At 58.5% G+C, this 12758-nt stretch carries 9 protein-coding genes and 5 pseudogenes; 2 read left to right on the top strand and 12 right to left on the bottom strand.

Features of this window, described 5'->3' with window-relative positions; genetic code table 11:
* From EN852_RS03655 to EN852_RS43115, 10 genes and pseudogenes are all read right to left on the bottom strand, one after another.
* Complete coding sequence (locus EN852_RS03655; protein WP_126101831.1) at positions 1-1254, bottom strand: methylaspartate ammonia-lyase; 1254 nt, start codon at positions 1252-1254, stop codon at positions 1-3.
* 336 nt (positions 1255-1590) lie between these two features.
* On the bottom strand, positions 1591-2754 hold the full coding sequence (locus EN852_RS03650) for a M20 aminoacylase family protein (protein ID WP_126101832.1): 1164 nt from the start codon (positions 2752-2754) through the stop codon (positions 1591-1593).
* 139 nt (positions 2755-2893) lie between these two features.
* The gene (locus EN852_RS41680; RefSeq protein ID WP_135897370.1) at positions 2894-3232 is read right to left on the bottom strand and encodes a hypothetical protein; all 339 of its coding nucleotides are present in this window, start codon (positions 3230-3232) and stop codon (positions 2894-2896) included.
* 242 nt (positions 3233-3474) lie between these two features.
* A pseudogene (locus EN852_RS41670) lies at positions 3475-4128 on the bottom strand (hydantoinase B/oxoprolinase family protein).
* A 108-nt stretch (positions 4129-4236) separates the two neighbouring features.
* On the bottom strand, positions 4237-4563 hold the full coding sequence (locus EN852_RS41660) for a hypothetical protein (protein WP_210211891.1): 327 nt from the start codon (positions 4561-4563) through the stop codon (positions 4237-4239).
* Positions 4560-6087 (bottom strand): annotated as a pseudogene (locus EN852_RS03640) (hydantoinase B/oxoprolinase family protein). The gene EN852_RS41660 and the pseudogene EN852_RS03640 overlap by 4 nt, the downstream one beginning before the upstream one ends.
* A 62-nt stretch (positions 6088-6149) precedes the next feature.
* Entirely contained in the window at positions 6150-6641 is a 492-nt protein-coding gene (locus EN852_RS42165) for a hypothetical protein (RefSeq protein ID WP_245460082.1), read from the bottom strand.
* A 28-nt stretch (positions 6642-6669) separates the two neighbouring features.
* Complete coding sequence (locus tag EN852_RS42160) at positions 6670-7254, bottom strand: hydantoinase/oxoprolinase family protein (protein WP_245460083.1); 585 nt, start codon at positions 7252-7254, stop codon at positions 6670-6672.
* Positions 7255-7447: 193 nt separating this feature from the next.
* Positions 7448-7552 (bottom strand): annotated as a pseudogene (locus EN852_RS43120) (hypothetical protein); the annotation flags it as partial.
* Between the two features lie 110 nt (positions 7553-7662).
* A pseudogene (locus EN852_RS43115) lies at positions 7663-7941 on the bottom strand (hydantoinase/oxoprolinase N-terminal domain-containing protein); the annotation flags it as partial.
* A 131-nt stretch (positions 7942-8072) separates the two neighbouring features.
* On the opposite strand from EN852_RS43115, the gene EN852_RS03630 reads away from it, so the two are divergent.
* On the top strand, positions 8073-8738 hold the full coding sequence (locus EN852_RS03630; protein ID WP_126101833.1) for a TetR/AcrR family transcriptional regulator: 666 nt from the start codon (positions 8073-8075) through the stop codon (positions 8736-8738).
* Between the two features lie 76 nt (positions 8739-8814).
* Here the strand turns inward: EN852_RS03630 and EN852_RS03625 are convergent, their stop codons facing one another.
* Both EN852_RS03625 and EN852_RS03620 read right to left on the bottom strand, forming a co-directional pair.
* Positions 8815-9981, bottom strand: coding sequence for a Xaa-Pro peptidase family protein (locus EN852_RS03625; protein ID WP_126101834.1), 1167 nt, complete (start codon positions 9979-9981; stop codon positions 8815-8817).
* Between the two features lie 1143 nt (positions 9982-11124).
* Entirely contained in the window at positions 11125-11517 is a 393-nt protein-coding gene (locus EN852_RS03620; RefSeq protein ID WP_245490130.1) for an ABC transporter permease subunit, read from the bottom strand.
* On the opposite strand from EN852_RS03620, the pseudogene EN852_RS03615 reads away from it, so the two are divergent.
* Positions 11516-12734: pseudogene (locus EN852_RS03615) on the top strand (IS256 family transposase). The gene EN852_RS03620 and the pseudogene EN852_RS03615 sit on opposite strands and share 2 nt — an antisense overlap.
* Positions 12735-12758 lie beyond the last annotated feature (24 nt).

Here is a 12758-nt window from a genome sequence, read left to right as displayed (position 1 = left end):
TCATCCAACGTTTATGGCTTGAGACCGGCGACGGTCCAGCATCGCAAGCAACCGGCTTTGTTCGTTCCCGACAATTGAGAATGCCTCGTCGACACCCATTCCGGGCTTTGCAAGCATCATGTCGGCCTGGGTTGCCACGGATACGTGGACAGAAGCTTGGGCGGAGAGATCTGTCTCGGTACAGCTTCCTCCGACATACGCTCCGACCTTGTTTTTCTTGCAGAGGAGAACGGCCCGCGCTGTGTCGGCAATTGAACCGACATCGGGCGTCTTGATCTGGACAAGATGCGTGGCTTTCGCTTCTGCGAAGAGCCGAATATCTTCAAGCGTATTGCATCTCTCATCCACGACAAGGCGTGCGTTGGAGCCCCGGTTGTCCAAGATCGATACGATCTTGGCGTAGTTCTCAATTTGAGCTTGCGTCGAACCAAAATCCGCCGGGGACTCGATGTTGAGCGTGAAATCCGGGACCGTATCTGCAACCTTGCAGATAAAGTCGGCGATGCTTTGCGGCTCCAGGCCGATTTCCTGGCCGATCCAGCCATACACATCGAAATGCAGCACCGGATGATACCCCGGGCGGCCGATTTGGCGCGTACGCGTTGCAACCCACTTCACGAACTCCATGAAGGCTTGCCCGTCGATGCCGAATTTCTGCCGTGAGTTGATCAGACCGTGGGGAAGCACATCCACGGCTTTCAAAACCATTTTGTCGACGTTGATTTCTCGCGAGTCACCGCTCTGGCAGTAAATTGGGACTCGGGACGTGGGTAACTGCAGCCCGAACTCACTACATATGATCTCTGCCATCGTCTTACGGTGGAGATGGGCGGCTGCGCGAAGAAGAGCTTGGCTGACGCCATACTCTATAGCCAGAGGTAGACGCCGATGTTCGACGAGCTGAAAAGCGTTCGTGCAGGAATCACGAAACTGAGTGGCATCGACATCAAGAAGCCGCGGTACGACAGCGCGTGAGGTAAGATCCGAGATTTGATTGGTGTCGAACACAAGGCCGCGTCCACCTGCACCGGAGTACTGGACGTTCATCATGTCGCCCCAAACGACGGTTTCGTCGGTAAGAACCAGCCCGACACTGAGCGACGATGCCGGAATGCGAATTCGATCAAACCCAGGCGTAGTCGGTGTGCCGACATAGATGAAGCCGTCCTGGGTCGCGCCGGACCTAATGGCAGCTTGATCGTCATAAAAGAACGCGCCGTTGCCAGGCGCAAGAAGGACGTCTTTGATCTGCACTTCACTTCGCTCGATTCATTTAGAGCCATTGATGGGCGCACACACCAGCTGAACGCTAAGTATGCGCTACTTGGGGCAGAGTTCGCCAATATAGAGTCCGGGACGGCACTATCGCGTTTTCAGATGGACACGTCCACCCGCTGCTTTGGCCTGAGAGTAGCGAGCGCGCATTTGGAGATGCGTCAGACATCTCTTTCCATGCATCCAAGGTCTCATTCCGAGCCGTTTGCCAGACACCCATCCGGGTCCACGTTATCTTTGTCGAGAGTTTGGTCGATGGCTCTGGATCTTGACTACCGCTCCGATCAATTCTGGGCAGTGGTCAGCTACAGGGGTTCATGCCTTCAATGTCGTCTCGACGAGGCTTATCCAGTAGCCAATCCCGTAAGGGAGGGCTTCGTCGTTGAAGTCGTAAGCCGGGTTGTGTACGGCTGCTGTCGATCCGTTCCCGAGCCATATCATCGCGCCAGGCCGCGCTTCGAGCATATAGGCGAAATCTTCTGAGCCCATTAGAGGCTTGACCTTGTCATTCACGGCACCCGAGCCGACGAGGTTTCGAGCAGCCGCGACTGCCAGACTAGTCTGCTCGGTATGATTGATGGTCATCGGTTCGAGGCGCCGGTATTTCAGCTCAACATCTGCGCCGAACCCCTGCGCGATGCCTCGAGCGGACGCCAGAATCTGATGCTCGACGAAGTCTCGCATGCTCGGCAGCAGCGTCCTAACAGTGCCCGACAACTCGACCGTATCGGGGATGATGTTGTAGGCCTGCGCGGCGCTCAGTTTTGTGACGGAAATGACGAGCGATTCCGTGGGATCTGTGTAGCGAGACACCAAGGTCTGCAGCCCGAGAATGATCTGCGCTCCAATAACGACCGGATCGATTGTAAGATGTGGGATTGCCGCATGCCCCCCTCTACCCCTTATCGTAATATCGAACTCATCGAGCGCAGCCAATATTGGCCCATCAGCGATGGCGAATTTCCCGACGTCGAGACCCGGCGAGTTGTGCATGCCAAAGACCTGTGAGATGCCAAAGCGGTCCATAATCCCTTCCTGCACCATCTTCTGACCGCCTCGCCCATCTTCTTCAGCTGGCTGGAAGATCAAGGCGACCGTGCCTTTGAAGTTCCGCGTTTTAGCAAGATGCTTTGCTGCCCCAAGAAGCATAGCTGTATGGCCATCATGGCCGCAGGCATGCATCTTGCCGGGCACCCGGGAGGACCACGGCTTGTTTGATGCTTCTGCAATCGGTAAGGCGTCCATATCTGCCCTCAGGCCGACAGTCGGACCCTCTCCGCCTTCGCCTTGGATCAGTGCGACGACCCCAGTCTCAGCAATCCCGGTTTCGATGTGATTGATACCGAAAGAAGCCAGCTTCTCTGCAACGAAGTTGGCCGTGTTATGCAATCGATAATCGAGCTCTGGGTATTGATGCAGATGACGTCGCCACCCGGCGACCTCAGATTGCAATTCTCTCAAATTTTCAAACTTCTGCATCTATCAAGTCCTGGCTGGGTTGGCCGCCGCACATTCGTTACAGAGGACCATCAATCGGCCAACAACGTGCGTCAAACGCAGTTTGTATATCGTAGTCATCTAGGAGCGAGATTGTTCACGGAACAGATTTTGGGGTGCCTTAAGTCGGGGGGTGAGCACGTCTGCCGGTATTTCGGGCCGATCGCCTAGGGGCGGCGCCACGAGCCGAGACGCCCTGGGTGCTCTTTGCCTGGGCTATTGCCCGCTCGCTGCGCAAGCGGGCACGCGCGGCAGACGTTTTGGCGGCATCGACCTCGCCGTCGGTGAAGATCACGCCGTATTTCGCCTCAAGGTGAGCGCGCATGCTGTAGCCTTCGAGCAGATCGTAGCGGATGTCGTCGAGCGATCGATCGAGCGGATCGCCATAGCCACCGCCCGACGGCGAAACGTGACGGAAGATATCGCCCTTCAGCAGTTCATAGGGCTCGGTCACGAGCACCGGCAGGCGGATCCGCTCGCGCCGTCCTTGCGCGACAACGTGCTGTCCGGGCCGGCACCGACCTCACCACCGAAGAGACCATGCGGCGGGAAGGCGAGCTTGTCGGACCGCAGCGACAAAATGCCATCCTCGCCAAGGAATTCATATTCGCGAATGAAGGAGTTGCCACCGCGCTGGCGACGGCACCGCCGGTGTCGGAGACCGTGCCGTAGTTGCGGATGCGGAGGGGTAACTCGCCTCGATCATCTCGATCGGCACATTCGCCTGGTTGCGCCCATGTGCGGTACCCCGACCTGGCCATCATGCGACTGACCAGCGCCCCAGGTGCCCATGACCGTCTCGGTGAAGACATAGGGGCTTGCCGTTATGCCAGCCACCGAAGGTCGGGACGCTCGATCCGCCCATCCCGTCGGCGGTGAAGCGATCGGGCAACGGAGCCGCGAGTGCCCCGAACATCGCATCGATAATTCGGTAGCCGGTAATTCCGCGCGCGCCGCAGGGCGCGGGATGCACGGAATTGCGGCGGTGCCAAGCGGCGCGGCGACGACTATGGCGCGCTCGAAGCCGCGACAGTTCGGTATTTCCGACTTCATCACCGAGCGCAGCGCGGTATAGACACTTGCTTTGGTAAAGGGGAGCGGGGTGTTGATGCCGTCCTTGACCGGCTTCGACGATCCAGCGAAGTCGACCGACAGTCGATTGCCGTTGATCGTGACCGCCAACTTGATGATGATCGGCTCGGGCGTTTTGCCGAGCCCGTCGATGTGATCGGTGAATGTGTAAACGCCATCGGGTAGCTCGGTGATCTAAGCGCGCGTGAGCCGCTCGGCGTAATTATGAAGTTCCTCCGCGTAGGCAAGGATTTCCGTCAGGCCATAATGCCCGAGCAACTCCATGAAGGACCGGCGACCGGCCGTGCAGGCAGCCATTTGTGCCTTTCAGATCGCCTAGGACAATACCTGGGACGCGGACGTTGAAGCCGATAATCTCCCAGATCGCCTCGTTCAGGACGCCGCCGTCGTAGAGCTTAAGAACGGCAAGCGGAGCCTTCCTGGAAAATCTCGGTCGCACCGAGCGCATTCGAGCCCGATTGCGTTCTCCTTGTGGAGTTGCTCAGACGGATGGACAGTGACGATGAGATCGCCGCCGGAATACTCCTCGACCTGTTCGGCGAAGACTTTGTGTGTCTTGCCCTCGGAGCTGTCGGGCTGTTTCGTGGCCAAACACCACCCGGTCGGTGTGTGAGCCGCAGCCGAGAACGCTTGCGAAACGGCCATGAACGACAGCGCCCGGATTTTCGCTGCGGCAATGTCAAAGCCCTTCAAATTCATTCCTTCGGTTCTCTTCTACCGGTCGGAGCTCCCCAACCACCTCCCCCAGGCGTTTCCAGGATGACCGCATCTCCAGCGTCGAGGGTCATCGTTCCCTTGCTGGGCGCCCTCGTGAGCTCTCCCTTTTTTTCTATCCAATTGCGTTCTGTCGCCCCCACCATGCCACCATGCAGGCCATAGGGGTTGAACCGGCGACGATCGGTCTGCAACGAGACACGCGCTTCGTGCCCGATGACACGCAGCGAGCGGATGACGCCGTCACCGCCACGATTGGCGCCTTCTCCCCCAGAGTTTTCGCGCAGCTCGTAGCGTTCCACCCTCATCGGGTAGCTGATTTCTAGCGCCTCGATCGGCGTGTTGAGCGTGTTCGACATGTTGGCGTGCACCGCGCTCATGCCAGGGCCCATCGGCCGCCCGCCCTGGCCGCCGCAGATTGTCTCAATGTAAGTGTACGGTTTGCCGTTGCGCGGGTCGACCGCCGACGCCGACGAGGTTCATCGTCCCTTGGCTCGCGGCGGCGATCCGGTCCGGCGCGAATTGCGAGAACGCCTTCAGTACCGTGTCAGCCAGACGCTGCGTCGTCTCGGTGTTGGCGGCGCAAACGGCGGCCGGCATCTTTGCGTCGAGAAACGAGCCCTCAGGAATCAGGATCGTGACCGGGCGCATGACGCCGGAATTCGGCGGCAGCGTCGGGTCCATCAGGATCTTGATGGAGTAGAAGACCGATGAATGAACCATCGCCTGGACGGCGTTGATGTTACCGCGCCGCAAGCGCGAAGACCCGGTGAAGTCAAGCACCATCTTATCAGGCATGACATCCACGCGCAGTTTGATCACGACCGGATCGTCGCTCGAGCCGTCGTCGTCGAGGCAGTCCTCCGACGTCCAGCTGCCGCTCGGAAGTTCGGCTAGCCGCTTCAGCACGCGACGTTCCGTGTAGTCGAGAATGGCAGCGAAGCCGTCTTCGAGCGTTTGAGAGCCGATGCGATGGGCCAGTTCGTCAATGCGGCGAATGCCGATCCGGAGCGCTGCGAGCTGGGCGTTGATGTCGCCCTTACGCTCTTCCGGCGTCCGCACGTTGGCGAGGATCATTGCCATAATGTCGGTCTGCTCGGTACCCTGACGATAGAGGCGAACGGGCGGAATGATGAGGCCTTCCTGGAAAATCTCGGTCGAGCGGCCCGGCATCGAGCCCGGCTCCATGCCGCCGACGTCGGAGTGATGCGCGCGGGTTGCGACATAGGCGATGCAGCGGCCTTCGACGAACACGGGAGCGACTAGCGTGATGTCGGGCAGATGCGCGCCACCGACGTAGGGGTCGTTGAGAATGACGACGTCACCCTGTGCCAGTGGTTCAATGAGGGCGAGGGTCGGACCAACCGCCCTCAGCATCGAGCCCAGATGGACGGGCACGTGCTCAGCCTGCGCAACGAGTTGCGCCTTGGCATCGAAGATCGCGCAGGAGGCATCCATGCGTTCCTTGATGTTCGGCGAGAATGATGTCAGCTTCAGGACGACACCCATTTCCTGAGCCGTCGCTTCAAGGCCGTTTTTGAGGACTTCGAGGCGGAGGGGATCAAACCCGGTCATTGCGCAACCTCAACGATCATGTTGCCGGACACATGGACGGTCAATCGGTCGCCGGGATAAAGAATGGTCGTCGCCGAGATTTCCTCAACCACCGCAGGACCGCAAATCGTGTTGCCGGCCAGAAGCGCGGCGCGATCGTAGATCGGCGCGTCCTGGAATTCGCCCCTTTCGAGCTGATTGAACGGCTCGAAATAGATCTTGCGCGATCCCTTGAGTGCGGCTGGAGGCGGTAGCGACATTCCCTCGGCGAGCTTCGGCAAGACCGGCGTGTCGATCCGGCCGATGCCGGTCACGCCGATACCCACGATTTCGATCGGGTTCGAGGGATCCGCATGGCCGAAGCGTGCAGCGTGGGCGGCGTGGAAGTTGTCCGGAAGCTTGTCCCAGAAATGCTTATCGGTTATGTCGACGAGGATCGGCAGGTCGTAGCTCTGGCCGAGGTAGCGCACGTCGATCTTGACCTCGATGTCGCGCTTTTCCTGCCGCACGCCGTCATGGTCGAGATGCGCGTTCGCCTTAGCAACCTGCGAGCGGATGATGGTCGATCGGGTTGGCGATCTTTTCCTCGATAACCTTGCGCGCAGCCGCCAGATCGAGACCGAGATCGCCACCGAGTCGCGACTTCTCGTCGAAGCGACCGAGCACGAGATTGGCGTCGGTAACGGTTGGCAGGATCCCGCCGCGGCCGTAGCAGACTGGCCACGGCACGGCTTCCGCACTCATCGGACCGACGCGCAACGCGCCGCCGTCGTCGATCCAGGCGATTGAGCCACCGCCCGCGCCGATTGCATTGATATCGATGACCGGTAGCCGGATAGGCACTGTCTCCAGGCTCGCCGAACGCGTGATTTCCGGGCGCCCGTTGCGGATGAGGCTGATGTCGGTCGAGGTGCCGCCGATATCCATGGTGATGATGTCAGGAATCCCGGCGAGTTGGGCCACATGGGCACTGGCGACGACGCCGCCGGCCGGCCCGGACAGGACTGTGTGCACTGGCTTTATCCGCGCGCTGTCGAGGCTCATGAGACCGCCTGCCGCGTCCATGACCATCATTGGCTTTTCGCTGGAAAGCGCGAGCCCCTCCCGCGCATCTACGAGCATACCGTGCAGCGACTCCAGGTATTTTCTGCATAACGGGGCGGAGATAGGCGTTCAGGACCGTCGTCGACGCCCGCTCGTACTCGCGGAATTCCGAATTGATCTCGGTGGAGATGCAGATGGCGACGCCAGGAAGCGACTCTTCGAGGATCTTGCGTACGCGCTCCTCGTGAGTCGGATTGGCATAGGAGTGCAGGAACAGGACGCCGACAGCCTCTACATTGGCCGCCTTGATCGCAGCGGCGACCTCATGCACATCCGCCTCGTTGAGCGGCTCGATTTCCGTGCCGCCCGGCGCCAGACGACCGCGGACGGTGAAGCAGAGGTCCCGCGGTACCAGTTGCTCGGGCGGACGATTGTAATGTCGAACAGTGTCGGTCGATTCTGCCGGCCGATCAGAAGGATATCACGGAAGCCGCGATTGGTCACGAAGGCCGTGCGCGCTCCCTTGCGCTGAATGACGGCGTTCGTCGCCGTGGTCATGCCATGGCCGACGTAAACGACCTCACTCCCGGTGCCGCCCTGCAGAAGAAGAGCCCGCTTCAGCCCGGTCACGGTGCCCTGCGCACGATTGACAGGCGTGGTCGACACCTTGGAAACCGTTATGGTCTGGGTAGCCTCGTCGTATGCGATGCTGTCGGTGAATGTGCCACCGACGTCCGATGCACACGAATGCGCCTGCTCATTCACCGCTTTGTAACGATAACGTTTCCGTTACCGTAAGCAATGCTGTATGGTCTGGCAAGACATATTATGGGCAGGCCTCGCAGTTTTCTTTTAGGAAACAAACTAAGTTTTCGTCCGATTCGAAAGGCAAACGTATGATCGTAGCACGTGCCAACGTAGGCCAGCCGCAAGTCGCTGAAGGTCATGGCATATCGGAAAAGAGCTCGCGCACGCGCGCCGCCATTCTGGCCGCTGCCGAGGCGGAGTTCGTCGCGAATGGCCTGAGCGGTACGAAGATGGAAAGTATCGCCAAGGCGGCCAGAGTGAACAAGGCGTTAGTTTATCGCCATTTTGAGCGCAAGGAACTGTTGTTTCAGAGGGTACTCGTCAACGCCTATCGGCGAATGCGCGAGGCCGAAGCCGTGCTCACAATCTCCGCCGACCCGATGGTCGCGCTCGATCAGCTATGCGAGTTCACGCTCACTTACTATCGGAAAAATCCTGGGTTCCTTGTGCTGGTTGGAATCGCGAATCTCCATCATGGCGACAATTTGCGCTCAGTGCCGCGCTCAGAATTGGCAATCGACAAGCTCATGACGCTCGTGGGTGGCATTATTGCCCGCGGCGAGGCGACCGGCGTGTTTCGGAAGAACCTCAATCCAGCTGATTTGTGGATCTCCCTATCGAGCCAGTGCTGGTTCAGCGTAGCCACGGCCTATACGGTCGAAGTGTCATTCGGCAAGAGCATTCTGGAAGACCAGGAAGCAGACAGGCGGCTGGCGACGATCAAGGAAGTGATCCGCCGCTACGTGCTCGCGTGAACGCTGAGTCCCGCGTAGTGTCGCTCCGCCCGCCCGATCTTCTTTTCAAAGATGGGAGGTGCGCGGCAAACTGTAATCAGATTTCGAAGATTGTTCGTGGCAAGCGAGAGAATGTTTCGGCGCCGCTTTCGGTCACGCGGAAGCTTTCACTGATCACATAGCCGAAGTCTTCGTCTATCCAGTTTCCGAGCATCAGGTGAAAAGTCATGTTCGGCCGAAGCACGGTCAGGTCATCTTCCTTGAGACTCGCCGTTGGTTCCAGCCACTCGATTCCTTGGGCGTAGCCGCATCTGGTTTCTTTCGCAAAACCGTGCTTTTTCAGCGTTTTATTGAAAGCCATAGCGACTTCGGCACAAGTGGCACCTGGCTTGACCGCGGCAAGCGCAGCTTCCAGTCCTGCTACCTCTCCCTCGTGCACTCGACGCAACTGCTCCGACGATTTGCCGATTGACAGAGTTCGCATCAGCCCAGAGGTATACCCATGACGCACGCCGCTAAACTCGAGGTTGATCTGCGAACCGTCGTGGAAAACATCTTCTGCCCACCTGATATGCGGCGTGGAGGAACGCGGTGAAGCACATAAAAGAAAGTGCGACAAATCCGTGCTTGGCTTGCCATTCGCACCTCGGATCAACGTCGAGATGATCTCTGCCGCAGCATCAGCTTCTCTAACGCCGGGCCGGATTACCTCTACCGCTCGCAACATTCCCGCATCAGTGATCGCCGCTGCCTCCCGCATCATAGCGATTTCAAGGTCGGATTTAATTAGCCGGATCCAAGCGACTGCTTTGCTAAAATCTACGATTTTGGCGTCCGGCATCCGGGTCCTGAATTTCTCTACCGATTCCGGCCTGAGGGATTTAATTTCCATCCCCACCCGCCCCGCAAGGCCACCTTCATGCAGGAAATCAATTATTGCATCATAGCCATCTTTGTCAGGGTTTGCGATAAGCGCTTCTGGATAGCCAATAACTCGATTGCTATCGAAGAACATCTGATGAACAGCGCCCGGCGCATCACAACGGCGCGTCACAAAGGTCGGCTCCTCATCTTTCAAGGAAACGATCAGCGCTTCCGGGATGTAGCCAGATTTGGCAGTGTATCCGGAAAGATAGGTGATATCCGCCGAAGTGCTTACCAATAAGGCATCGATCTCGCGTTTTTCCATTTCCGCCTTAACTACGGACAGCCGTCGCAGATATTCAGCCCGGGGAAACGCTTGTGGTCCTTTTGGCATCGCCATTGGTTTTAACTCCTTGCCTGGTGTGGGGCCGTCCGTCGGTAGGGTAATTTAGGGCAACAGCACGCGCCCAAGTGTCCGAAAAGCGTAAAGCGCGGGGGAACTAGAGGGGTAGAATCGTCTGCCTCTATGAATGGGATTGTCAGCAATTGAGAGATACTGACGAAGGCCACGATGTCTCTTGGATGATTGTGGCTGCGTACCCCATTTCAACGGATCGAAAGATCAGGGCAACTCAGCCTCTGGCGTTGTGTGCAGTCTCCGGATGTTTGGATGGCGCGTTGTTCAGCCGACATCCGAGGTTAGGACCTTTGTGGCGCCAAGCTCTGCAGATGCCGGAAAGTTTCGCCTCTGTGCATACGTCGCCTATTGATCCTCTAACTGTCGATCTCAAGTTGCGTCAAATTCAGTTTGCATATGTCATGATCTAGAAGCGAGATGCTCCCCCAGGAACAATCCTCGGCGTGGCCCATCCGCTGCCCTTGCGGTGCTTTTGGGTTGCTTTTGCGGGTGCCACCCTTCCCATGTCTTCGCCAAGCGGGTGGTAGGCCACGACCGGATTTGAACCAACGCTTGATGCGCGGCGCTAATGAACCGCTTTCTTCCAGGCGGCGGGCCTGAGGTTGGAAGCATGGAAGCGGAGTCACTCATGGACCCATGCATCCAATCCGCAGAAGGTTTCTCTCAACGGCCCTGACCTAAGACCCTGAAGCTCCCCCAATTTTTGACGGACGAAAAAGGCTCCACGGTGGTGCGTAGGTTCGCCCGGCATAGTGGGGCAAGCCGTTCTGCCCGCACAACCTCCCCAGGTGCGCGGTGAACCGCTTCACCTGCGGCGCCACCGCTCCGACGTGCACTGTTCCTGTTGCAGCTCCATCTTCGGTCACGACACTTACAGACACAACCTACTATCTCGCTTGCCGCGCGGAATGCTTGCCATCTAGGCGGAACGCGCTCCCTTGAATGAAAGTGCGGCATGGGGAACGATTGCACATGACACCGCTTCGCGATCTTAAATTGACTGGCGCCCGACCTGCAAGAGAACCGGATCCCGCCGTCGGCAGCGATTGCAATGCCCTGACCATACTATCGCTTTTGCCGCCTCGCTGCGAAGAACAGAGTATTCTTTGTGGGCCTTGCCGGCACTTAAATCGCCGCATGAGACGATGTTTTTTCCTTCATTGAGCGCCACCACGTAAAATAAATGGCGACCACCCAAAGGACAGGCAGGAGCATTAACAGAGAGGAAACCGCGGCGATTGTAGGATCAATCGAATGACTAATGTTCTCCCGCATCTTTAGCGGTAAGGTCTTGATTGAGTAACCGCGTACCAATGAGGTTATCACCACTTCGTCAAATGAATGAATGAAGGCAAAAACGGCCCCTCCCAGGATACCAGGCAGAATCAAAGGCAGAGTTACTCGTCGGAAGGTCTGGACGGGACCCGCCCCCATGCTCATGGCAGCTTGCTCTAAACGTCTATCAAAGTTGGCTAAAGTCGCTGAGACAATCACGACTACGTAGCTTGTAGCCCCAATGCTCTGCGCCAGGATTAAAGAGCCTGCGATCCAAATGATCTTCTCGACCAGCTTCTGGCAGGAGGCGCAGCCAGTGCAGCCTTCGAACAGGGCGGCCTGCTGGATACGCTCAAGAAGGCTCTGACCGAGCGCGCCTTGAACGCGGAGATGGACCATCATCTGGCGAGCGGCGAAGGCGCTGGCAATACGCGTAACTGCTACGGCCGCAAGACCGTGACGACGGAAACCGGACATACCGCGTGATCGCCACGCCAGTTTCCATCCGCAACTAATCGCCAAGTATCAGCGTCGCTTACCCGGCTTCGACGAAAAGATCGTGTCAATGTATGCGCGCGGCATGAGCACCCGGGAGATTACCGGGCACCTGCATGATCTGTATGGCGTCGACGTGTCGCCGGATCTGATCAGCACGGTGACGGACGCCGTGCTCGATGAAGTCGCCACTTGGCAACAGCGCTCGCTCGATCCGGTTTATCCGCTCATTTTCTTCGAACCCGATCCGGGTCAAGACCCGGGACGAAGGGATGGTTCGCAACAAAACCATCCATATCGCGTTGGGCGTCCGCGCCGCTGGCGCCAAGGAGGTACTCGGCCTGGCTCGAGCAGAATGAAGGCGCCAAGTTCTGGCTGCCGGTGATGAACGAGCTCAAGAACCGCGGCGTCGATGATATCCTGCTGGCCGTCATCGATGGCCTGAAAGGCTTCCCCGACGCGATCACCGCCGTTTCCCGGAGGCGATCGTTCAGACCTGCATCGTCCACCTGCTGCGCAACTCCATGGACTTCGTCTCCTGGAAAGACCGCAAAGGGCTTGCGACAGCGCTCAAGGACATCTACCGCGCCGTCTATGCCGATGCTGCCGAAAAGGCGCTGACGGCGTTCGAGGCCGGCCCATGGGGCCAGCGCTATCCCGCCATCGGCCAGAGCTGGCGGCGTGCCTGGGGCGAGGTCATCCCGTTCTTTGCGTTCCCTGACGAAGTCCGCCGGATCGTCTACACCACAAACGCGATCGAGGCGCTGAACTCGAAGCTCAGGCGGGCTGTCAGGGCCAGGGGCCACTTCCCCAGCGATGGCGCGGCCACCAAGCTGCTCTACCTGATCTTGAACCGGTCCGAAAAGAGTGGAAAATGCCGCCACGTGAGTGGTCCATGGCCAAGGCCCAGTTTGCCGTCATCTTCGGCGAATCGCTTCATCAAAGCCATGGCGGCACAATGTTGAACCGCCCACCCGCACACGGAATTC

It is taken from the genome of Mesorhizobium sp. M2E.F.Ca.ET.209.01.1.1 (genome assembly GCF_004010375.2).
Classification (GTDB): Bacteria; Pseudomonadota; Alphaproteobacteria; order Rhizobiales; family Rhizobiaceae; genus Mesorhizobium.
Note: the sequence above shows the minus strand (reverse complement) of the source record. Positions and strands in the feature narration are given on the sequence as shown.